A 22,215-nucleotide genomic window follows, 5' to 3' on the forward strand; every position below is an offset into this window, starting at 1 on the left:
GCACGGGTCGGCGGGCATACGAAAGCGGGCGCGGAACCGGGAGTTCCGCGCCCGCTTCCCCGTACTAGCTGGTTTCCGCGGCCTCCGTGGTGAGGACGACCACGGCGTTCTGGCCGCCGAAGCCGCTGGAGGTGCTGACCGCGGCCCGCATCCGGGCCGGCCGGGGCACCTTGGCGACGATGTCCAGGTCCAGCGCCGGGTCGGGGTTGTCGAGGTTGGCGGTGGGCGGGATCAGCTGGTGCCGCAGGGCGAGCACGGTGGCGGCGGCCTCGATGGCGCCGGCGCCGCCGATGGAGTGCCCCAGCACGCTCTTGAGCGCGGTCAGCGGTGGCGTACGCGGGAAGACCGAGCCCAGCGCACGGGCCTCCGCCTCGTCGTTGTACGGGGTGGAGGTGCCGTGCGCGTTGACATGGTCGATGTCCTCGGGGCGCAGCCGGGCGTCCGTCAGGGCGCCCTCGATCGCCTGCGCCAGGCCCCGGCCCTCCGGGTGCGGCGAGGTGACATGGTGGGCGTCGCAGGAGGCCCCGTACCCGGCCAGCAGGGCCTGGATCGCGGCCCCTCGGGCGCGGGCGTGGTCGGCCCGCTCCAGCACCAGCACGGCAGCGCCCTCGCCGAGCACGAAGCCGTCACGGTCCCGGTCGAAGGGGCGGGAGGCGTGCGCGGGATCCTCCCGGCGGCCGGACAACGCGCCCATCTGGCCGAAGCAGATGGACGGGATGCGGTGGGCCACCGACTCGGCGCCGCCCGCCAGCACGATGTCGCAGGCACCGGCGCGCAGCAGGTCGCGGGCGGTGCCCAGGGCGGTGGTGCCGGAGGCGCAGGCGGTGGAGACGGCCAGGTTGGGACCCTGGGCACCGAGGTCCAGGGCGATCTCGGCGGGGACCATGTTGGGGATGGAACGGGGCAGCGCGAACGGCGAGACGGTGTCCGGCCGGCCGTCCGCGGCGCGGGCGAACTCCCGCTCGTAGTGCTCGAAGCTGCACGTGCCGACGCCCATGACGACGGCCACCCGCGGGGCGCTCCAGCCGCCCGGGTCGAGCCCCGCGTCGGCGACCGCCTCGCGGGCGGCGACCAGGGCGAGATGGGTGCCCCGGTCCAGGCGCCAGGCGAGCCGGCGGCCCAACAGCCGGTGCGCGTCGAAGCCGGGGACCCGGCAGGAGAAGTCGTGCGGCAGTCCGGCGAGCAGCGGGTCGGTGGTGGCGGTGGGGGTGCCGGCCAGCAGGCCGTCCCAGGTCGCCGCCGTGCCGACACCGGCCGGCGTCACCATGCCGAGGCCGGTGACGGCGACCGCGGTGGACGCGCCCGTCACCGTCCGGCACCCGTGGTGGCGGTGGCGGAGTCGGCGGCGGACGTACCGCCATCCGCGGGGGCGGGCTCGGCTTCGCCCGCGACCAGGCGGTCCACGGCGGCCGCGGCCTCGGCGAGGGTGGCGGTGGCCGGCAGTTCCTCCAGCCGGTGGCCGGTGCGCTCCTCCAGCAGCAGGGACAGCTCCACCAGGGCCAGGGAGTCCAGCTCAAGCTGGTCGAAGGTGGCGTCGGGGCGGAGGGCGTCGGCCTCGACGCCGAAGGACTCGGTCAGGATGCGGGTGATCGCCGGGTAGCTGTCGGCCATGGGATACGGCTCCTGGGGTCGGGTCGGTCGGCCCGGCGGCGCGGTGCAGTGGCGGGGCGCCGCCGGGACGGGGCGGGTGGCGTGGGGAGGAGGGGAAGAACGGAGGGGAGGAGGGGAAGAACGGGAGGTGAGGGGAAAATCAGGGGGGTGAGGGGGCGTCAGCCGGACCGGACGGGGGCCGCCGCCCGGGTGAGATGGGCGAGCAGGGTGTAGCCGGTCTGGTCGGCCCCGACGGACAGCCGCGCCGTCTGATGCGGGGCGGCCGCCCGTACCAGGGCCTCGACGTCCTGCCGGGTGCGCTCGATCAGCGGCCAGTCGGCCAGGTACTTCATCAGATGGGCGAACGGGTTGCCGGCGGCGATGTTGGAGAAGTGGAAGTCGCCGCCGGGGACGCAGAGCCGGGTCATGGCATAGGCGATCAGCAGCCGGGCGTAGCGGTCGGGCAGGTAGTCGAAGAGGCCGCCGGCCAGCACGAGGTCATAGGGGCCGCGCCGTTCCAGGGCGGGCAGCGCCTGGAGGACGTTGCCGGGCTCGACGGTGGTGTGGAGCGCGGTGGCGGGCGGCAGGGCCGCGCGGGCGTACTCCAGCGCGTCGGCGTCCACGTCGTTGAGGACCACCAGGTCCCCGGCGGCGAACAGTTCCGGCTCCACGGTCCGCAGATCGGCCGCGCCGCCGCAGGCGACCAGCAGCACGCGGCGCCCGCCGCCGTCCGCCGAGGGCCCGGAGAGGGTCCGGCGGATCAGCCCGGCCTGGTGGGCGATCTTGTTGCGGTGCTGGCGGGTGATGGCCGAGTCCTGGAGGTAGGAGTCGATCTGCCAGGCCAGGGTGCCCGGTTCGGCGTCGTTGCGGCCGGAGAGCAGATACTCGATCATCTCGAAGTCACCCGGATGCCCGCGGTCCTGCCGCTGGCCCCGGCGGATCAGCGGGGAGCTGCCGAGGGCGTCCCGCAGCGGTGCCACGGCCGCCGCGATCTCCTCGTCACCGGCGCCCTCGGTCAGACAGTGCTGGACCGCCGCGCTGAACTCGGCGACGAACACCTCCATCGCGGCCCGCGTCTCCGGAGTGGCGGCGGCGGTCTCCATCGCCCGGCGGTAGGCCTCGCCGAGGGCGCGGAGGTCGGCGAGCGCGACCGTGGCACGGGCGGACGTCTCGTCGGCAGCCGGGTCGGCGGCCTCGCCGGCGACCCGCTCGGCAGCCTCGTAGGCAGAAGGAAGGCCCATACCGCGCACCCTAAATTTCCGTTACGTCATGTTTTGCCGCCCACGCCGCCGGGATCCGCCAAATGTTCGCCAAACGGCGGTGAATCGCCCGTTGGAGGGATCCCCCGAGCAGGGGAGCGAGGGGCGTCCCGGGGCGCGTCCTGACCGGCCGCGGGGCGCGGGGCCTGGAACATGTCCGCCCATGAACCGCGAGCCCCGAGGACCCAGCCCGGCACCGTCCCCGCTTCCGTCACCGACCCCGGACGCGAGGGCCGGTGCCCTGCGCAGAGCCAGATGGACCCTGGTGCTGGCCGGTGTGGTGTGCGCGCTTTTCGCCGCCGGGGCCGCCGGACTGTACGGGCGGCTGGCCAGTGGCGGGTTCGCCGCCACCGGCACCGAGGCGGCCCACGCGGCGGAGCTGGCCGCCCGCCTCGGCGCCGACCGGCCCGATGTCATCCTGCTGCTCCGCCCGGCCGAAGGCGGACAGAGGGACGGCGCGGACGGCGCGGCGGCCAGGGCGCCGGGCAAGCGGGATGGCAGCGAGGACCGGGGGGTGGACGGGGCGGCGGCCCGAGCGCAGGGGGCCGCGCTGGTGGCGCGGCTGGCGCGGGAGCCGGGCGTGCAGCGGGTCCGCTCCCCCTGGGCGGCGGGCCCGGGCGGCGACCCCGCGCAGCGCACCGGCGACGGGCGCCAGGGCGGCGACCCCGCGCTGCGCACCCGCGACGGGCGGGCCGCCCTGGTCCTGGTGCACCTCGCCGGGGACGAGTCGGACGCCGCCCGCCGGGCCGCCGAGCTGGTCCCCCGGCACCGGGAGGCGGCCGGGCCGCTGCGGGTGACGGCGACCGGGCCCGCCTGGTTCTCCGCGCAGTCCACCGAGCGGTCCCGGGCCGATCTGCTGCGCGCCGAACTGCTGGCCGCGCCGCTCACCTTCGCCGTACTGGCGATCGCCTTCCGCTCGCTGGTGGCCGCGCTGCTGCCGGTCGTCGTGGGCGGGATCGCCACCGCCGGGGCGCTGGCCGCGCTGCACGGGGTCACCTTCCTCACCCCGGTGTCGGTGTTCGGCGTCAACCTGGCCGCCGCGCTGGGTTTCGGCCTCGCGGTGGACTACTCGCTGCTGATGGTCAGCCGCTACCGCGAGGAACGCGCCCTGGGCCGGGAGCCGCTGGCGGCGGTGGGCACCGCGACCCGTACGGCGGGCCGTACCGTCGCGGTGTCGGCCTGCACCATCACCGCCGCGCTCGCCGCGCTGCTGGTCTTCCCCTTCCCGTTCCTGCGCTCCATGGCGTACGCCGGGATGGCGGTCGCCGTGCTCGCCGCTGCGACCGCGATCGCGGTCATCCCCGCCGCGCTGCTGTGCCTGGGCCCCCGGGCGGAGGCGTTGGACCCGCTGCGGCGGTTCGGCCGGCCCGCCCGGGCGGACGCGGCGGAGGGCAGCCGGGCCTGGGCGGCGCTGGCCCGCGCGGTGACCCGCCGGCCGGTGCTGTCGCTGACCGCCAGCACCCTGCTGCTGGGGCTGATGCTGCTGCCGTTCGCCTCGGTGCGGCTGAGTCTGACCGACCACCGCAACCTGCCGGTGAGCGCCGAGTCGCACCGGGGCGCCGAGGCGGTGGCCCGGCTCTTCCCCCATGTATCCGACCGGGCCCTGACCGTGGTGTTGCCCGGGCTGCGGACCGGCGCCGGCACCGCGCCCGCCCTGGACCGCTACGGCCGGATGCTGTCCTCGCTGCACGGAGCCGCCGAGGCCACCACCCCCACCGGGCGGTACGAGAAGGGGCGCCGCACCTCCCCCGCGCGGGGCGTGCCCGCCTCCCCCGGGGGCGCCCTGGCCACGGTGGTGCTGACCGACCCGCCCGCCTCCGAGGCGGCGGCCCGGGTGGTACGGGCCGTGCGCGCGCTGCCCGCGCCGGGACCGGCACCGGTCGCGGTGGCCGGCCAGGCCGCGGCCACCGTGGACGCGCGCCGCGCCCTGACCGACCGCCTGCCGCTCGCCGGGGCGCTGGTCGCGCTGGCCACCCTGGCGGTCGTCGGGCTGCACACCCGCAGTGTGCTGGTGCCGGTCAAGGTGGTGCTGGTGGCCGCGGTCAGTCTGGGAGCCGCGCTCGGCTGCGTGGCGCTGGTGTTCCAGCACGGGGTGTTCGCCCCGCTCACCGCGGGCTTCGCGCCCACCGGCGCCCTGGACACCACCATTCCGGTGCTGGTGTTCTGCATCGCTTTCGGGCTGGCCGTGGACTACGAGCTGTTCCTGCTCTCCCGGATCCAGGAGCACTACCGGGCCACCGGGGACAACACCGCCGCCGTGGTGGAGGGCATCGCCCGCACCGGCCGGGTGTTCACCGCCGCCGCGCTGGCCGTGGCGGTCTCCCTCGGGGCGCTGATCGCCGCCCAGGTGATGCCGCTGCGCCAACTGGGCTTCGGCATCGCGCTGGCGGTGCTGGTGGACGCCACGGTGGTGCGCGGGGTCCTGGTCCCGGCGACCATGCGGCTGCTGGGGCGCGCCAACTGGTGGCTGCCCTTCCGCCGGGCGGCCCCGGTGGAGCCCCCGGTCGCCGCGCCGACCCGGCCCGAGGCGGTACGGGTCTGACTGTCCCGCCCCGGGCTCCTCACCAGGAGGTTCACCCGGGTGGCTCCGTATGCGCCCCCGGGCGCCGGGCAGACGCCCGGCATGGCGGTGCGCCTCCCGGGCCGTACCGCCGCTCGTGGGGAACGAGGGGAAAGCCGCAGCCGACCGTCGAGACGGCTGCGGCGAACCTCACCGTTCCAGCGCGGTCAGACAAGCGCCAGAGGGCTCTCGGGGCTCTCGCTCCGGGTGCCGCCCGGGCGCGGCAGACCGTAGTGCTCGCGCAGGGTGCGGCCGGTGTACTCGGTGCGGAACAGCCGCCGCTCCTGGAGGATCGGCACCACGTGGTCCACGAAGTGGTCCAGCCCGCCCGGCAGATACGGCGGCATGATGTTGAAGCCGTCCGCGGCCCCTTGGGTGAACCACTCCTCGATCAGGTCGGCAATCCGCTCGGGGGTGCCGGCCACCACCAGGTGCCCGCGTCCGCCGCCCAGCCGGGCGATCAGCTGGCGCAGGGTCAGCCCGTCCCGCCGGGCCAGCTCGGCGACCAGGGTGAAGCGGCTCTTGTTGCCGTTGATGTCCCGCTCCTCGGGCAGTTCGGGCAGCGGCCCGTCCAGCGGCAGCCCGGTCAGATCGGTGCCCAGCATCCCGGAGAGCTGGGCGAGCCCGTACTCCGGCACCTGGAGGTCGGTCAGCTCCTGCTCCAGCGCCCGGGCCTCGGCCTCGGTGGAGCCGATGACCGGGCAGATGCCGGGCAGGATCCGCACCGCGTCCGCGGCGCGCCCGTGGCGGGCCAGCCGGCCGCGCAGGTCCCCGGCGAAGGCCAGGGCGTCGGCCAGGGTCTGCTGGGCGGTGAAGACGGCCTCCGCGTACCGGGCGGCGAACTCCTTGCCGTCCTCCGAGGAGCCGGCCTGCACCAGCAGCGGGTGGCCCTGCGGGGAGCGCGGCACGTTCAGCGGCCCCTCGACGCCGAAGTGCGGGCCCCGGTGGCCGATGGGGCGGACTTTCTCCGCGTCGGCGTAGATCCCGCGCTCCCGGTCGAGCAGCACCGCCCCGTCCTCCCAGCTGTCCCACAGCCGGGTGGCGACCTCCACGAACTCCCGGGCCCGCTCGTAGCGCAGCCCGTGCTCCAGATGCTCCTTGCGGCCGAAGTTGCGGGCCTCCTGCACGGTGCCGGAGGTGACGATGTTCCAGCCGGCCCGGCCGCCGCTGATGTGGTCCAGCGAGGCGAACTTGCGGGCGGTGTGGAACGGCTCGTTGAAGGTGGTGGAGACGGTGGCGATCAGCCCGATCCGCTCGGTGGCCACGGCGAGCGCGGAGAGCAGGGTGAGCGGTTCGAAGCCGCCGAGCGCGTTGTGCGCGACCTGCCCCCACAGGGCGAGGCCGTCGGCCAGGAAGACCGAGTCGAGCTTGCCGCGCTCGGCGGTCCGGGCCAGCTCCTGGAAGTAGCGGACGTCGGTGACCCGGTCGGGCCGGGTGCGGGGATGGCGCCAGGCGGCGTCATGGTGTCCCGCGTTCATCAGGAAGGCGTTGAGGTGGAGCTGGCGGCGCGGGGCGGGCCGCTCGGGGTGGGCCATGGGGGTTCGTCCTTCGGGGAGTTGCAGGGGAGTTCTAGTCGGTGGGCGGCAGGCGCCAGGAGGTGAGGCGGCGCTCCAGCGCCACCAGCAGCCCGTTGAAGACCACGCCGATGACGGAGATGGTCACGATCCCCGCGTACATCTGCGGGATGGCGAAGTTGTACTGCGAGGCGTTGATGAGATAGCCCAGGCCGGCCTTGGCGCCGATCATCTCGGCGGCGACCAGGACCAGGATGGACACCGCCCCGGCCAGCCGGACGCCGGTGAAGACGGTGGGCACCGAGGCCGGCAGGATCACCTTCTGGAACAGCCGGGGCGCGGACAGGTCCATCGAGCGGGCCAGCCGCAGCAGGGTCGGGTCCACGGTGCGGACGGCGCTGATGGTGTTCAGCAGGATCGGCCAGGCGCAGGCGTAGAACACGATGGAGATCTTGGATGTCTCGCCGATGCCCAGCAGCAGCACGAAGACCGGCAGCAGGGCGAGCGCGGCGGTGTTGCGGAACACCTCAAGCAGCGGGTTCAGCAGCTCCGCCAGCGGCCGGTACCAGCCGATCAGCAGCCCCAGCGGCACCGCGGCCAGCACCGCGAGGCCGAAGCCGCTGAGCGAACGGGTCAGGCTGGCGGCCGCGTTGTCGGCCAGCTGCCCGTCCAGGGCCAGCTCCCACCAGGCGCGCGCCACCTCGCTGAACGGCGGCAGGAAGGTGCCGTCCACCAGGCCGAGGCGGGGCGCGGCCTCCCACACCACCAGCAGCGCGGCGACCGCCACCGACCGGGTGAAGCCCCGGTACAGCAGCGAGACGGCGGCCCAGGCGAACCGTGCGGCGGCCCCGGGGGCATGCCCGGTCGGGGCCTCCGAGTCCTTTGACACGGATACGGGTACGGATACGGGATCGGGCTCCCGTACGGGTCCGGGCTCCGGCACGGCCTGCTCGGCCTCCTGCCCGGCGGCCCTCCCCGTGGTCTTTCTCGTGGACAGCGGGCTCGTCGCGGACACGGGGCTCATACGGCCACGCCCTCCTTCTCCTCCTGCTGGGCCCTGGACACCTCGTCATGCAGCAGGGACCAGATCTCGTGCCGGTAGCGGGCGAACTCGGGGCTGGAGCGCAGGTCGTCGGCGGTCGCGCGCTGCTCGCCGAGTCCGATCGGGACGACGCGCTTGATCCGGCCCGGGCGCGAGGTCATCACGGCGACCCGCTGCCCCAGGTAGACGGCCTCCTCGATGCCGTGCGTGATGAACAGGATCGTCTTGCCGGTGCGCCGCCAGATCCGCAGCAGCTCGTCCTGGAGGGACTCCCGGGTCTGGGCGTCCAGCGCGGCGAACGGCTCGTCCATCAGCAGCACGTCCGGGTCGTAGGCGAGGCTGCGGGCGATCGCCACCCGCTGCCGCATCCCGCCGGACAGCTCATGCGGATGGCGGTCCTCGAACCCGGTGAGGCCGACCAGATCCAGGTACCCGCGGGCCCGGTCGGCGCGCTCCCGCCGGGGCACCCCGATGGCCTCAAGCCCGAACTCGACGTTCCCCTGGGCGGTGCGCCAGGGCAGCAGCGCGTACTGCTGGAAGACGATGCCGCGGTCCAGGCCGGGCCCGGAGACCGGGCGGCCGTCGAGCAGAATGCGGCCGCCGGTGGGGCGGGTGAGCCCGGCCAGCAGGTCCAGCAGGGTCGACTTGCCGCAGCCGCTGGGACCCACGACCACGGTGAACTCCCCGGCCGGGATGGCGAGATCGACGCCGTCCAGCGCGGTGAACCCGGCTGCCGGGTGGGCGCGTCGGGCGGGCGGCCGCCCCGTACCGGCGACCGTCCGGCGGAGCCCGCGGCGGCCGCGCCGCCGGGCCAGGGCGGCGTCCCGGACCGGGAAGTCCTTCCGTACCCCCTCGAAGAGGATCTTCGCGGGACTGGTGGTGTCCTCGGTCATGGCGTCGTCAGCTCCGCTCACTGCTGGTGGACGGGGAGGGGGTGCCCTGGCCGGCCCGGGCGGCCTCGTTGAACTCGTTGGTGTAGAGGCCGTCCAGGCGCACCTTGGAGCGGTCGAGGTCGCCGCGGTCGGCGAGCCAGTCGATCCACAGCTCGATCTCCTTGGCGGCGATCCGCCCGGTGGGGTCGGCGACCCCGTAGGACTTCCAGAACTTCAGCGCCGAGGTGTCCTCGTTGCGGCCCCGCTTGTCCACGATCTCGGTCATCCGGTCGACCACCTGCTCGCGCGGGGTGGTGCGCGACCAGGCCAGGGCCCGTCCGACACCGGTGACGAAGGTCCTGGCGGTGCCGGGGTTCTGCTTCAGGAAGCGCTCGGTCATGACATAGGTGCCGGCACTGAACGGTCCCAGCAGCTTGTGGTCGCTGAACAGCGGCCGTATCCCGCCCTTTTCGAGGGCCTTGTCGCGGAGGATGCCGCCGAGCACCGCGACCTCGATCTGCTTCTGGCGCAGCGACTGCTCGGTGTTGACCGGGGGCACCACCAGCGGCTCGACCTTGCCGATCTCGGCCGCGGAGAGCCCGCCGCGCTCCAGGTAGATGTCGAGCAGCGCCTCGGCGTGGGCGCCCAGGGTGTTCATCCCGACCTTGGCTCCGAGCAGGTCGCGGGGTCCGCGCAGGGGGCTGTCCGCCAGGACGTAGTACCCCTGGTAGGAGTCCTTGTCGGAGCCGTAGTAGCTGATCACGGACCTGATCGGGGCCTTGTTGGCGGCCAGTTTGACCACCGCGCCGTTGAACGCCCCGCCGAAGTCGGTCTGTCCGGTGGCGGCGGACTGGATGTCCTGGGGGCCGCTGATGGTGTTGCCGACCCACTCCAGCTTCACGTCCTCCAGGAAGCCGAGGTCGGCGGCGAGTTCGGCCGGGGTGACCTGGCCGACGGCGCCCTGGTAGCGCAGCTTCCGGGTCTGGTCTCCCCCGCTGCCGCCCACCGCGGTACCGCAGCCGGCGGCAGCGGCCGAGAGGCCGAGGAGGGTGAGGAACTGCCGTCGGTCGGGTCGGGACAACGTGCTCATGAGGAGGTCCTGTTCGCGTTTCGGATGGGGCGGGGGCGGGGGTGCTCAGCCGGCGGCGATCCGGAGCGCCGCGGCCCCGGGGCGGGCGGCCCTGTCCGACAACCGGCCGCCTTGGTCGAGCGCCTGCTCGAAGCCGTCGACGGCCTGGATCAACCGGAGTTCGGCCTCCGGCTCGATCCGGGCCCGCGGGCCGCCCGGCCCGGTTCCGGCGGGCAGCCGCTCCACGGCCCCGTCCAGCACGAAGGTGCCGGCGGTGATGTGCCGGGCGCCGAGCGCGGAGAGCACCGGGCGCAGCGCGTAGTCCAGGGTCAGCAGATGGGCGAGGCTGCCGCCGGTGGCGAGGGGCAGCACGGCCTTGCCGGCCAGCCCGCTCTGCGGCAGCAGGTCCAGGAAGGCCTTGAGCAGCCCGGTGTAGGCGGCCTTGTAGACGGGGGTCGCCACGATGACGCCGTCGGCCTCGGCGATGGCGCTCAGCGCGTCCCGGAGCGGAGTGCTGCCCGCCCGTCCGACGAGCAGGTCGGCGGCGGGCAGCTCGCGGACGGCGAGGTGTTCGGTGCGGTGGCCCGCCAGGGAGAGCCGGCGCAGGGCGTAGTCGGCCACATGGGCGGTGCGGGAGTCGGTGGACGGACTGCCGGAGAGGGCGATGACGGAGGGCACGGGGGACTCCTGGGAGGGGAAAGGCCGGCGTACGGGACGGGGCCGCGGGGCCGGCTCCGACGCCTAGCGGACACAGCCGGAGACGGCCCGGGACGCGTGCGCGGCAGCACGGCGGGCGTCGGTGGTACGCGGGGTGGATGCCGCCGGGAGAAGGCGGCGGGCGGAAGCGCCGGACGGACGGGAACGTCGGACGTCAGCGGGTGCGGCGGCGGTCGGTCAGCGACCGGTCAGGCGACCGGTCATCGACCGGCGGCACACAGCGCGCTGGCCAGACGTCGCAGATCGACGTGGAGGCGCGCGGAGAGGTTGGCTGACTGGCTCACGTCATCGAGGCTGGCAGCCGGCGGTACGGCCCGTCAACGGCCGTCGAACGCCCGTCCCACCCTGTGACCCAGGCGTCATACGGGTCCACACGGCCGCAAGCCTCCGTTCATGAAACGGAGCGGACCCGTCCCGCCCGCCCCGGCCGTTTCGGCGCGGGAGCGGCCGGGCATGTCCTCGGCGGTCGCCAGTGAGGGGGCGTGGGATGGGGGAACCACCGGCGCGAGTGCGGCTGCTGGCCGCCGACCGGGGCTTCGGCGCCCTGGTGTGGAGCGGGGTGCCGAACGCGGTGGGTACGGGGTCGATGGTGGCCCTGGCCGGTGCGGGTGCCGCCCTGGGGGTGGCGGGCACCGCGGCCGCCGCGCTCTGGCTGCCGGCCGCCGTCCCGGCCGGGGTGCTGCTCACCGCCGTACCCCCGGCGCTGCTGTGGTGGCGCCTGCGGCAGCGCCGCCCCGACGGCCCCCGACGGCGGCTGCACTGCTTCGAGCGGGGCCTGGTGTACGTCGACCCCCCGGCCGGCAAGGTCTACGCGCACCCCTGGCGGGAGGTCCGGCTCACCGTGCGGGTGACCACGGTCGCGGGCGACTACGCCGGGGTCCCCACCCGGCTGCGCAGCCTGGAGGTATGGGCCGAGGGCGCCGGGCGGCTGTTCTCCGTGGGCGGCGGCGAACTGTGGACCGTGGTCACCGACAGGGTCACCGAGGCCGGACCGGGCGGGGTGCTGTAGCCGGGCCGGGCGGGGGGTGTAGCCGGGCCCGGCCGGGCGGCGTACGGCCCGGCGGGGCCCCGGGTTAGGTTCCGGGGCCCGGCAGGGCGCCGGAACCCCCCGGACGCCATGCCCACCCGGGCGCCAACCCGCTCGCGCGCGGGCGCGCCCCAGCAGGCCCCCGGCCCAGCCGCCGAGGCCCCCGGCCAAGTAGTCGAGACCCCCGGCCGAGCAGCCGGGGCCCGGCCCGGCTGCGCACGGCCCGTGGGCCCCGGAGCCCCGGCGGGGCGCCAAGCCCGCCCGGGCGGCGGGCGCGCCAGTCGGCGTGCGCGCCCCAGCCGGCTCCCGCCGAGCAGCCAGCACCCGGCCGAGCCGCCGAGGCCCCCGGCCAAGCAGGCAAAACCCCGCCGCCCGAGCCGAGCAGCCCGGGGGCCTTGGCCAAGCAGCTGGGGGGCTGGCCGAGCAGCCGGGGCCCCCAGCCGAGCCGCCGAGGCCCTCGGCCAAGCGGCGGAGGCCCCGCGCCCCGCACCGCCGCGGCGGAGGCCCCGCTCCCCCGGCGCCCGAAGCGGCCTGCCCCACCACTCCCTCAGGCCAGCACCGCCAGCCCGTCGAGCTCTACCAGGGCCTGTTCGTCCCAGAGCCGTACCACCCCGATGACCGCCATCGCCGGGTAGTCGCGGCCGGCCAGCCGTCGCCAGACGCGGCCGAGGGCGGGGGCCTGGGCGCGGTAGTCGGCGATGTCGGTGGCGTAGACGGTCACCCGGGCGAGGTCGGCGGGGGTGCCACCGGCGGCCTTGAGGGCGGCCAGCAGGTTGCCGAGCGCGGTCTCGAACTGCTCCGCGAGACCGTCTCCCACCACCCTCCCGGCCCCGTCCAGCGCGGTCTGCCCGGCGAGCAGCACCAGCCGGGAGCCGGTGGCGGTGACGGCGTGGCTGAATCCGGTGGGCGGGGAGAGTTCCGGCGGGTTGATCCGCTCCAGGCTCATGCGGTGCCGCCTTCTGGTACGGGTACGGGGACGGCCGCGGCCTCCGCGTACAGCTCGCGGGCGATGATGGTGCGCTGGACCTCGCTGGCACCCTCGTAGATCCGGGGCGCCCGGACCTCGCGGTAGAGGTGTTCCAGCAGATGGCCGCGGCGCAGGGCACGGGCGCCATGGAGCTGGACGGCGGTGTCCACCACCCACTGGGCGGTCTCGGTGGCCAGCAGCTTGGCCATGGCCGCGCGCCGCCGGACGCCCGGTTCCCCGGCGTCGTACGCGGTGGCCGCCGCGTACACCAGCAGCCGGGCCGCCTCGGTGCGGACGGCCATCTCGGCGACCTGGTGGGAGACGGCCTGGAGGTCCTTGAGCGGTCCGCCGAAGGCGGTGCGGGTGGCGGTGTGGGCGAGGGCGGCGTCCAGGGCGGCCTGGGCCATCCCGACGGCGAAGGCGCCGACGCTGGGGCGGAAGCGGTCGAGGGTGCCCAGGGCGACGGCGAAGCCGTGGTCCACCTCGCCGAGGACGTCGCCGGGCCCGACCGGGACGCCGTCGAAGAAGAGGCTGCCGATGGGGTGCGGAGAGAGCATGTCGAGGCGGGCACCGGTGAGGCCGGGGCGGTCGGCGGGGACGAGGAAGGCGGTGATGCCGCGCGCCCCGGCGCCGGGGGTGGTGCGGGCGAAGACGGTGATCAGGTCGGCCTCGGGCGCGTTGGAGATCCACCGCTTCTCGCCGGTGAGCCGCCAGCCGGTGCCGTCCGGTGCGGCCCGGAGGGCCAGCGCGGCGGCGTCGGAGCCGGCCTCCGGCTCGCTGAGCGCGAAGGCGGCGACCGCGCGCCCGGCGGTGACCTCGGGCAGCCAGCGGTCGCGCTGTTCGGCTGTGCCGTGCGCGGCGACCGGGTGGGCGCCCAGGCCCTGGAGGGCCAGCGCGGTCTCCGCCTCGGTGCAGTGGCGGGCCAGCGACTCGCGGAGCAGGCACAGATCGAGCGCGCCGGCCTCGAAGAGCCGCGCGATCAGGCCGAGTTCGCCGAGGGCGGCGACCAGCGGGCGGTTCACCCGCCCCGGCTCCCCCTTCTCGGCGAGCGGCCGCAGCCGCCGCTCGGCCAGCTCACGCAGAGTGGCACACCAGGCGATCTGCTCGGGTTCGAGTGAGAATGCGGTCATTCACGCCCCCTCGGGATGCGGTGCGCGGTGCGCCCCGCATGGGATCTATCGCGGACCGTTGACTGTCGTCACCTTCACGATACGCTCGTGGGGCGTTCCCCCCTCTGAGACGTCCCGGCCGCTCCGGGCGGCTCCTCGTACGGAGGCCCCCGGGGCCCTGGCGGCTCCCGGCAAGGAGGCGAACCATGGAGCTGACGCCCTCGGCGCACCTCGACACCTTCGCCCGGGACCGGCTGCCGCCGCCCGGGCAGTGGCCCGCGCTCGTCTTCGACCTGCCCGAGCTGCGCTACCCCGACCGGCTGAACTGCGGGCACGAGCTACTGGATCGCACGGTGGAACGTTTCGGCGCGGACCGGCCGGTGTTCCTCGACGGCCGGGGCGGGGTCTGGTCCTACGGGGAGCTGAGCGCCCGGGTGGACGCCCTGGCCCATGTGCTCACCCGCGACCTGGGGGTGGTGCCCGGCAACCGGGTGCTGCTGCGCGGCCCCACCACCCCGTGGCTGGCGGCCTGCTGGCTGGCGGTGATGAAGGCGGGCGCGGTCGCCGTCACCGTACTGGCGCAAACCCGCGCCCCGGAGCTGGCGGTGATGTGCGCGATGGCCCGGGTCTCGCACGCGCTGTGCGACGCCCGGTCGGTGGACGAGCTGGTGGCGGCCGACGTACCGGGCCTGACCCTCGCCGCGTACGGCGGGGGCGGGCCGGAGGATCTGCTGCGCCGCGCCACCCGGTACCGGGGCCTCCGGTACGAGGCTGTGGCGACCGCCGCCGACGATGTGGCGCTGATCGCCTTCACCTCGGGGACCACCGGGCGGCCCAAGGGGTGCGCGCACTTCCACCGCGATGTGCTGGCGGTCGCCGACACCTTCTCCGCCCATGTGCTGCGGCCCCGGCCGGACGACCTGTTCGCGGGCAGCCCGCCGCTGGGGTTCACCTTCGGACTGGGCGGCCTGGTGCTCTTCCCGCTGCGCGCCGGGGCCTCGGCGCTGCTGCTGGAGCAGGCCGGGCCGAGGCAGCTGCTGCCGGCGATCGCCGAACACCGGGTGAGCGTGCTGTTCACCGCCCCGACGGCGTACCGGGTGATGCTGGAGGAGCTGGCCGCCCCCGGCGCTCCGGACCTCTCCTCCCTCCGGCGCTGTGTCTCCGCCGGGGAGAACCTGCCCGCCGCCACCTGGCAGGCCTGGCGGGAGCGGACCGGGCTCTGCCTGATCAACGGCATCGGGGCGACCGAGCTGCTGCACATCTTCGTCTCGGCGGCGGACGGCGCGATCCGGCCGGGCGCCACCGGACTGCCGGTGCCCGGCTGGCAGGCCCGCGTGGTGGACGCGGCCGGAGCGCCGGTGCCGGACGGCGAGGAGGGGCTGCTGGCGGTGCGCGGCCCGGTCGGCTGCCGCTACCTCGGCGACCCGCGCCAGCGCGAGTACGTACGCGGGGGCTGGAACCTGACCGGTGACACCTATGTCCGGGAGCCGGACGGCTATCTGCGCTACGTCGCCCGCGCCGACGACATGATCATCTCGGCCGGCTACAACATCGCCGGCCCCCAGGTGGAGGAGGCGCTGCTGGCCCACCCGGACGTGGTGGAGGCGGCGGTGGTCGGGGCCCCCGACGAACTGCGCGGCCAGGTGGTGGTGGCGTACGCGGTGCTGCGCGAGGGCCTGCCCCGCGACCGCGCCGCCGAGGAGGCGCTCCGCACCTTCACCGCCGCCCGCCTCGCCCCGTACAAGTGCCCGCGCCGGATCGTCTTCCTGGACGCCCTCCCCCGCACCGCCACCGGCAAGCTCCAGCGCTTCCGGCTCCGGACGCCCGAGGGTGGCGACGCGGCCGCCGTGACCGCGAACGGGGTGAACGGCGCCCCCGCCGGCGGGGGTGGGGCGATGGCCGCCGACCCCCCGGGCGGCGAGGGCGCCGAGGTGGCGGCCGCCACCGGTCCGGGAGGTGGCGGTGCACCGGCCGCCGACCCGCGGAACGGCGAGGCGACCACCACCGACCCCGCAGACGGCGGCGCGGCGGCCGAAGCCCGCCCGGAGAACACCGGCCCGGAGACCCGCCAAGCGACCGTCACCGGCCCGCAAAGCAGCCAGGGCGCCCCCGGCCCCGCGAGCACCGGCGCGACGCCGCCCTACCCGGAGGGCGGCCGAGGGGCGGACCGGCCCGGGTCGCCGGATCAGGTCGGCCTAGAGTGATCGGGTGGCCGACCAGCACACTCCCCGCTCCCTGATCGTCTCCCTGTACGGCGCCTACGGGCGCGACCCCGGTGGCGAGCCGCTGCCGGTGGCCGAGCTGATCCGGCTGCTGGCGGTGCTCGGGGTGGACGCCCCCTCGGTGCGCTCCTCGGTGTCCCGGCTCAAGCGGCGCGGGCTGCTGGTGCCGCGCCGCACGACGGACGGCGCGGCCGGGTACGCGCTGTCCGAGGAGGCCCGGCAGCTGCTGGACGACGGCGACCGGCGGATCTACCCGGACGCCCGGCGCACGGCCGAACCGGGCTGGGTGCTGGCCGTCTTCTCGGTGCCGGAGGCCGAACGGCACAAGCGGCATCTGCTCCGCTCCCGGCTGGGCCGACTGGGCTTCGGCACCGCCGCGCCCGGGGTGTGGATCGCGCCCGCCGCCCTGTACGAGGAGACCCGGCACACCCTGCGGCGGCTCCAACTCGACCCGTATGTTGACCTGTTCCGCGGCGAGCACCTGGGCTTCACGGCTACCGCGGAGGCGGTGGGCCGCTGGTGGGACCTGGGCGCGATCGCCAAGCTCTACGAGGAGTTCCTGGACCGCCACGAACCGGTGCTGCGCGCCTGGAGCGGTCCGGAGAGCCACAGCGACGAGGACGCCTACCGGGCCCATCTGCTGGCGCTGGACTCCTGGCGGCGGCTGCCGTACGCCGACCCGGGCCTCCCCGGTGAACTGCTGCCCGCGGGCTGGCCGGGGGGCCGCGCGGCCCAGGTCTTCGCCGAACTGCACACCCGCCTGCGGGAACCCGCCGCCCGCTTCACCGGCCGGCCCGCCGGGCGGCGCTAGCGCGGAGGCCGGGCGGGCGGTTCCGTTCCGCTGCCCGTCTCCGAACCCCCGTACCGCCGTACGAGGTTGAACCTGCGTCACCCTCTCCCCCGTCCCCCTGGATACGATCCACCTCTCGGGGGGTGACCGGAGGTCCGGCGGTGTGCGTCCGAGGCTGCCCGACCATGGCCCCGCCCCCGGTCCGAGAGAGGGAACGACGCCTGTGACCACCAACGGCTCCGACGCGCGGGTCCGGCCCGCCCGCCCCGGCGATCCCGAGCGGATCGGCCCGTACCGGATCACCGGCCGGCTCGGCTCCGGCGGGATGGGCACCGTCCACGCCGGTCTCGACCCGTCCGGGCTGCGTGTCGCGGTCAAGGTCATCCACGCCGCCCAGGCCGAGGACCCCGAGTGGCGGGCGCGGTTCCGCCGCGAGGTGCAGTTGTCCGCGCGCGTCCAGGGCCCCTGCCTGATACCGCTGCTGGCGGCCGACCCGGAGGCGGCGGCGCCCTGGCTGGCCACCGCGTACGCGCCGGGCCTCACCCTCGACCGGCATCTGGCCGAGCACGGCCCGCTCACCGGCGGCACCCTGTACGCCTTCGCCACCGGTACCGCCCGGGCCCTGGCGGCGGTGCACGCCGCCGGTGTGGTCCACCGGGACGTCAAGCCGCAGAACGTCATCCTCACCGGCTCCGGGCCCCGGGTGCTGGACTTCGGCATCGCCCACGCCGCCGACGGCACCTCGGTGACCCGTACCGGCATGATGACCGGCACCCCCGGCTGGATCAGCCCCGAGCACTACCGCACCGGCTCCCCCGGGCCCGCCGGTGACGTCTTCGCCTGGGGCGCCCTGGTCGGCTACGCGGCCACCGGGCGCCCGCCGTTCGGCACCGGCAACGCGGATGTGGTGGCCTACCGGGTGCTCTCCGGCGAGGCCGACCTCGACGGGGTCCCCGGGGAACTGCGGGCCGTGGTGGACCGGGCGCTCGCCAAGGATCCCGGCGGGCGGATGAGCGCGGCCGCCGCGGCCGAGGAGTGCGCACGGCTGCTGGCCGGGCAGGCCACCCAGGTGCTGCCCACCGCGGCGGCCGGGGCGCCCACCGCGGTCGCGGTCGCGGACCGGCTGGTCGCCGCCGAATGGCGGGTGCCGCCGGTGGCCGACCCCGCCTGGCCCGCTCCGCCGGCCGCTCCCCGGTCGGTACGGAAGGGAGTGCTGCTCGCCGCCCTGGGCGCCGCGGTCGCCGGCGCCGCCTTCGCGGGCAGCCTGTACTTCCAGGGGACGTTCGACGGCAAGGGCGAGGACGACGCGAAACGTGACGGGGGCACGGTGGCCGCCGGGCCGGACGGCGGCGACGGCAAGCCGGTCGAGGACGGGCCGCTCGGGGGCGGGCAGGTCGAGGACGGGCAGGCCGGCTCGGATACGGCGTCCGGCGCGGATCCGAGGGAGGCCCGGGTGCCCAGGGACCCGCTGGCCGGGGTGGACGACCCGGCCTACACCCGGGCCGGGGACGGGAGCCAGCCCTCGCCGGACGAGTGGCGGGCCAGTACCTCCGCCGCCTCCGGCTCCGGGGAGGAGGCCGCCGAACGCACCATCCGCGAGCGGCTGCGTACCGTGCTGGCCACCAAGGGGCTCGACGCCGTCGAACCGGTCGTCAGCTTCAACCGGCGGGCCCAGACGGTGATGGTCACCGGCGGACCGGTCTCCCAACTCCCCGATGAGCACCGGAATATGTTCGCCCGCGCGGCCGGGGCGGCGGCCTGCGCCACCCTCGCCCAGCGGTTGGCTGACGCCCCCGCCGCATGGCCCTACGGCCGGTTCGCCGTCTACTGGAAGGACGCCGAGGCGGCCCCCGAGGCCGAGGCGCTGGACTTCGGCGAGGCCACCGGCGGCTGCTCCGACGAGGTCGCCGGGCAGTGGCACGGCGACGAGGCGGGCCTCGCCACGGCGGAGATCCCCAGCACGCCCCCGAAGGAGGTCCAGGTCGCCGACGCCGCCGTCAAGGACCTGATCGCCGCCTGGAACGCCCAGGCCGCCGACTTCGGCGAGGAGCCGATCAGCACCACCGACGGCATCAGCCTCGGCTTCGACCCGGTGGAGAACGCCGCCTACATCTGGACCGACGACCCCTATGCCCGCTTCCCGGGCCGGGCCCAGCGCTCCAACCTGGCCGGCGCCGTCCAGCAGGGCGTCTGCGGCCGACTGCTGGACGCCTACACCAGTGACCGGAACTGGACCTACATCCGCTGGACCCTCGCAGTCGGCGACGGCGAGGGCGGCCGCGAGCTCGTCCGCTCGGGCACCTGCGCCCGCTGACCGGGCCGGGCCCTACGCCGCGGCCGGCACCCGCTCGTAGGAGAACCGGGCGAGCGGGGCCTCACCGGCCAGGAAGGTCCGGGCCCGCTCCAGGGCGGCCGTGTCCTGCCGTACGTCCCCGGGCTTGGAGCCGTTGCCGAAGAGCACTCCGCCGAAGCGCATCCCCATATAGGCGGCCGAGTGGGTGAGGGTGGTGACCAGCCCGTCCGCCGCGGCCTCCTGGCGGTCGGACATGGCGGTCACCCCCCACAGGGTGCGGCCGGCCATTCTCGCCTTGAAGTCCAGGCCGGGGACGCCCAGCCAGCCCGACCAGTAGTCCAGATACCGCTTGGTGTGCGCGGAGACGGTGTACCAGTACAGCGGCGAGGCGAGCACGATGTCGGTGGCCGCCAGGGTGGCCTGGCGCAGCTCGTCCTCCACCTCCCCGCCGATCCGCTCGCCCTTCTCATGGCGGCCGTCCTGGAAGTCGGGCAGGGCGAGAGCGCCGAGGTCCACCCAGCGCTGCTCGGCCCCGGGTGGCAGCGCTTCGGCGGCGGCCCGGGCGAGTATCCCGGTGTTGCCGTCCGGCCGGGAGCTGCCGAGGACGAAGAGGAAGGAGCGGTGCTCGCCGGGACGGTGGGCGGTGTTCGCGTCGATGGTCATGATCGCCCCAACCCGCCCCGCCCGTACGGTATTCCGGCCTCCCGCGTACGGCGTTCCGGCCGGTCATACGGTGGACGGCGGGCCGAGGGTCAGCCGGGGCCGGGGGGCGTCGGTACGGCCGGTGGGCGGGGTGCGGCTGCCCGCGCGGTACGGGGCGGGCCAGGGCGCCGCGCCCCCTTCGTACCCCTGCTCGGCGGCGGCGTGCAGGGTCCAGTGCGGATCGTAGAGGTGCGGGCGGGCCAGGGCGCAGAGGTCGACGCGGCCGGCCAGGAGCAGGGAGTTGACGTCGTCCCAGGAGGAGATGGCGCCCACCGCGATGACCGGTACGCCGAGGGCGTTGCGGATCCGGTCGGCGTACGGGGTCTGGTACGAGCGGCCGAACTCGGGCCGTTCGTCCGGGACGACCTGCCCGGTGGAGACGTCGATGGCGTCGGCGCCGTGCGCGGTGAAGGCGCGGGCGATCTCCACGGCATCCTCGGCGGTGGTGCCGCCGGGCGCCCAGTCGGTGGCGGAGATCCGCACGGTCATGGGGCGTTCGGCGGGCCAGACCTGGCGGACGGCGTCGAAGACCTCCAGCGGGAAGCGGAGCCGGCCGGTGAGGTCGCCGCCATAGGCGTCGGTGCGGCGGTTGGTGAGCGGGGAGAGGAAGCCGGAGAGCAGGTAGCCGTGGGCCGCGTGCAGTTCCAGCAGGTCGAAGCCGGCCCGGGCGGCCCGCCGGGCGGCGGCGGCGAACTGCTCCCGCAGGTCGGTGAGCGCGGCCCGGTGGAGCGCGGACGGGACCTGACTGGTGCCGGGGAGGTACGGCAGCGGGGAGGCGGCGACCAGGGGCCAGTTGCCGTACGGCAGCGGCTGGTCGATGCCCTCCCACATCAGCCGGGTGGAGCCCTTGCGGCCGGAGTGGCCGAGCTGGACGCCGATCGCGGTGCCGGGTGACTGCTGGTGGACGAAGTCGGTGATCCGCTGCCAGCCGGCCGTCTGGGCCGGGTTCCACAGTCCGGTGCAGCCGGGGGTGATCCGGCCCTCCGCACTGACGCAGACCATCTCGGTCATGACGAGTCCGGCGCCGCCCAGCGCGCGGGCGCCGAGGTGGACCAGATGGAAGTCGCCGGGCAGCCCGTCGGTGGCGGAGTACATGTCCATGGGCGAGACCACCACCCGGTTGCGCAGGGTCAGTTCGCGCAGCCGGAACGGGGTGAACATCGGCGGGGTGCCGGGCGGGCAGCCGAAGTCCCGTTCCACGGCGGTGGTGAACTGCTCGTCGCGCAGCCGCAGATTGCCGTGGGTGACCCGGCGGCTGCGGGTGAGCAGGTTGAAGGCGAACTGCCGGGGCGGCTGGTCCACATATCCGGCAAGCCCCTCGAACCAGCGCAGCGAGGCGGCGGCGGCCCGCTGGGTGGAGGCGACCACGGGCCGCCGCTCGACCTCGTAGGCGGCCAGCGCCTCGGGCAGGGTGGGCTGTTCGCGGACGCAGGCGGCGAGCGCGAGGGCGTCCTCCACGGCCAGTTTGGTGCCGGAGCCGATGGAGAAGTGCGCGGTGTGCGCGGCGTCCCCGAGCAGCACCAGATTGCCGTGCGACCAGCGCTCGTTGACGACGGTGCGGAAGGCGGTCCAGGCGGAGGAGGGCCCGGCGGTGAGCGGGCGGCCGTGCAGGGCGTCGGAGAAGACCTTGGCGCAGCGGGCGACCGACTCCTCGGTGGCCATCTCGTCGAACCCGGCCGCGTACCAGACCTCCTCGCGCATCTCGACGATGACGGTGGAGGCGTCGGCGGAGAACGGGTAGCCGTGCAGCTGCATCACGCCGTGCTCGGTCTCGGCGATCTCGAAGCGGAAGGCGTCGAAGGCGAAGTCGGCGGCGAGCCAGACATAGCGGCAGCGGTGCCGGGTGAGGGTGGGTCCGAGGACGGCGGCGTGCGCCTCGCGGGTACGGCTGCCGGCGCCGTCGGCGGCGATCACCAGGTCGTGGGTGGCCGCGAGTTCGGCGGCGGAGGGGGCGTCGGTACGGAAGCGGAGCCGCACGCCCAGCTCGGCGCAGCGGGCCTGGAGGACGGCGAGCAGCCGGCGGCGGCCGAGCGCGGCGAAACCATGGCCCTGGGAGGTGAGGGTGCGGCCGCGGTGCACCACGTCGATGGCGTCCCAGCGGACGAACTCCCCGGCCAGCGCCCGGTACACCTCCGGGTCGGCGTGCTCGATGCCGCCGAGGGTCTCGTCGGAGAGCACGACACCGAAGCCGAAGGTGTCGTCGGGGGCGTTGCGCTCGTACACGGTGATCTCGCGCCCCGGATCCAGCCGCTTGAGCAGCACCGCCGCGTACAGCCCCCCGGGGCCACCCCCGATCACGGCCACCTTGAGCGGGCGGCCGGGGACGGAGGGAGCGGTGGACTCCGGCTCAGGGCGGACGGGGGCGGTGGACTCCGGCTCAGGACAGGCGGGGGCGGTGGACTCCGGCTCAGGACAGGCGGGGGCGGTGGACTCCGGCTCAGGACAGGCGGGGGCGGTGGACTCCGGCTCAGGACAGGCGGGG

17 protein-coding genes and 1 pseudogene are annotated in these 22,215 nt (G+C 75.5%); 5 read left to right on the top strand and 13 right to left on the bottom strand.

The window, feature by feature from the left end:
- Window positions 1-64: 64 nt before the first annotated feature.
- The 3 genes from ABZ945_RS17940 to ABZ945_RS17950 all read right to left on the bottom strand — a co-directional run bounded on the left by ABZ945_RS17940 (window position 65) and on the right by ABZ945_RS17950 (window position 2,831).
- Window positions 65-1,309: a beta-ketoacyl-[acyl-carrier-protein] synthase family protein gene (locus ABZ945_RS17940; protein WP_361270071.1), complete on the bottom strand. Its 1,245-nt coding sequence runs from the start codon at window positions 1,307-1,309 to the stop codon at window positions 65-67.
- Window positions 1,306-1,611, bottom strand: a complete 306-nt coding sequence (locus tag ABZ945_RS17945) for a phosphopantetheine-binding protein (protein ID WP_361270073.1) — start codon at window positions 1,609-1,611, stop codon at window positions 1,306-1,308. Before ABZ945_RS17945 ends, ABZ945_RS17940 begins: the two co-directional genes overlap by 4 nt.
- A gap of 158 nt (window positions 1,612-1,769) precedes the next feature.
- The gene (locus tag ABZ945_RS17950; protein WP_361270076.1) at window positions 1,770-2,831 is read right to left on the bottom strand and encodes a class I SAM-dependent methyltransferase; all 1,062 of its coding nucleotides are present in this window, start codon (window positions 2,829-2,831) and stop codon (window positions 1,770-1,772) included.
- Window positions 2,832-3,012: 181 nt separating this feature from the next.
- On the opposite strand from ABZ945_RS17950, the gene ABZ945_RS17955 reads away from it, so the two are divergent.
- On the top strand, window positions 3,013-5,391 hold the full coding sequence (locus ABZ945_RS17955) for an MMPL family transporter (protein WP_361270078.1): 2,379 nt from the start codon (window positions 3,013-3,015) through the stop codon (window positions 5,389-5,391).
- A 185-nt stretch (window positions 5,392-5,576) separates the two neighbouring features.
- Here the strand turns inward: ABZ945_RS17955 and ABZ945_RS17960 are convergent, their stop codons facing one another.
- From ABZ945_RS17960 to ABZ945_RS17985, 6 genes are all read right to left on the bottom strand, one after another.
- A complete protein-coding gene (locus ABZ945_RS17960) occupies window positions 5,577-6,944 on the bottom strand; it encodes an LLM class flavin-dependent oxidoreductase (protein ID WP_361270081.1) in 1,368 nt (455 codons plus the stop codon).
- A 34-nt stretch (window positions 6,945-6,978) separates the two neighbouring features.
- Complete coding sequence (locus tag ABZ945_RS17965) at window positions 6,979-7,947, bottom strand: ABC transporter permease (protein ID WP_361270084.1); 969 nt, start codon at window positions 7,945-7,947, stop codon at window positions 6,979-6,981.
- Window positions 7,944-8,858, bottom strand: coding sequence for an ABC transporter ATP-binding protein (locus ABZ945_RS17970; RefSeq protein WP_361270086.1), 915 nt, complete (start codon window positions 8,856-8,858; stop codon window positions 7,944-7,946). Before ABZ945_RS17970 ends, ABZ945_RS17965 begins: the two co-directional genes overlap by 4 nt.
- Before the next feature lie 7 nt (window positions 8,859-8,865).
- Window positions 8,866-9,927: an ABC transporter substrate-binding protein gene (locus ABZ945_RS17975; protein WP_361270089.1), complete on the bottom strand. Its 1,062-nt coding sequence runs from the start codon at window positions 9,925-9,927 to the stop codon at window positions 8,866-8,868.
- Between the two features lie 45 nt (window positions 9,928-9,972).
- Entirely contained in the window at window positions 9,973-10,584 is a 612-nt protein-coding gene (gene ssuE / locus ABZ945_RS17980; protein ID WP_361270091.1) for an NADPH-dependent FMN reductase, read from the bottom strand.
- 239 nt (window positions 10,585-10,823) lie between these two features.
- The gene (locus ABZ945_RS17985; RefSeq protein WP_361270162.1) at window positions 10,824-10,907 is read right to left on the bottom strand and encodes a putative leader peptide; all 84 of its coding nucleotides are present in this window, start codon (window positions 10,905-10,907) and stop codon (window positions 10,824-10,826) included.
- A gap of 203 nt (window positions 10,908-11,110) precedes the next feature.
- Here ABZ945_RS17985 and ABZ945_RS17990 point away from each other — a divergent pair, with 203 nt between their 5' ends.
- Window positions 11,111-11,632 (top strand): hypothetical protein, encoded by a 522-nt coding sequence (locus ABZ945_RS17990; RefSeq protein ID WP_361270094.1) that lies wholly within the window; start codon window positions 11,111-11,113, stop codon window positions 11,630-11,632.
- A 565-nt stretch (window positions 11,633-12,197) separates the two neighbouring features.
- On the opposite strand, the gene ABZ945_RS17995 is transcribed toward ABZ945_RS17990, so the two are convergent.
- Both ABZ945_RS17995 and ABZ945_RS18000 read right to left on the bottom strand, forming a co-directional pair.
- Window positions 12,198-12,596 (bottom strand): RidA family protein, encoded by a 399-nt coding sequence (locus tag ABZ945_RS17995; RefSeq protein WP_361270096.1) that lies wholly within the window; start codon window positions 12,594-12,596, stop codon window positions 12,198-12,200.
- Window positions 12,593-13,747: an acyl-CoA dehydrogenase family protein gene (locus tag ABZ945_RS18000; protein WP_361270099.1), complete on the bottom strand. Its 1,155-nt coding sequence runs from the start codon at window positions 13,745-13,747 to the stop codon at window positions 12,593-12,595. The genes ABZ945_RS17995 and ABZ945_RS18000 overlap by 4 nt, the downstream gene beginning before the upstream one ends.
- 185 nt (window positions 13,748-13,932) lie before the next feature.
- Here ABZ945_RS18000 and ABZ945_RS18005 point away from each other — a divergent pair.
- The 3 genes and pseudogenes from ABZ945_RS18005 to ABZ945_RS18015 all read left to right on the top strand — a co-directional run.
- Window positions 13,933-15,549, top strand: a pseudogene (locus ABZ945_RS18005) (AMP-binding protein); the annotation flags it as partial.
- 385 nt (window positions 15,550-15,934) lie between these two features.
- Entirely contained in the window at window positions 15,935-16,759 is an 825-nt protein-coding gene (locus ABZ945_RS18010) for a PaaX family transcriptional regulator C-terminal domain-containing protein (RefSeq protein ID WP_361270102.1), read from the top strand.
- A 202-nt stretch (window positions 16,760-16,961) separates the two neighbouring features.
- On the top strand, window positions 16,962-19,052 hold the full coding sequence (locus ABZ945_RS18015; RefSeq protein WP_361270104.1) for a serine/threonine-protein kinase: 2,091 nt from the start codon (window positions 16,962-16,964) through the stop codon (window positions 19,050-19,052).
- Between the two features lie 12 nt (window positions 19,053-19,064).
- Here the strand turns inward: ABZ945_RS18015 and ABZ945_RS18020 are convergent, their stop codons facing one another.
- Together ABZ945_RS18020 and ABZ945_RS18025 are read right to left on the bottom strand one after the other, a co-directional pair.
- The gene (locus ABZ945_RS18020; RefSeq protein WP_361270106.1) at window positions 19,065-19,694 is read right to left on the bottom strand and encodes an NAD(P)H-dependent oxidoreductase; all 630 of its coding nucleotides are present in this window, start codon (window positions 19,692-19,694) and stop codon (window positions 19,065-19,067) included.
- 63 nt (window positions 19,695-19,757) lie between these two features.
- Window positions 19,758-22,037 carry a bifunctional salicylyl-CoA 5-hydroxylase/oxidoreductase gene (locus ABZ945_RS18025; RefSeq protein ID WP_361270165.1) on the bottom strand — a complete coding sequence of 760 codons (2,280 nt, stop codon included), beginning with the start codon at window positions 22,035-22,037 and terminating at the stop codon, window positions 19,758-19,760.
- Between the last annotated feature and the right edge of the window lie 178 nt (window positions 22,038-22,215).

It is taken from the genome of Streptomyces sp. NPDC046887 (assembly GCF_040644755.1).
In the GTDB taxonomy this organism is placed as follows: domain Bacteria; phylum Actinomycetota; class Actinomycetes; order Streptomycetales; family Streptomycetaceae; genus Streptomyces; species Streptomyces lichenis.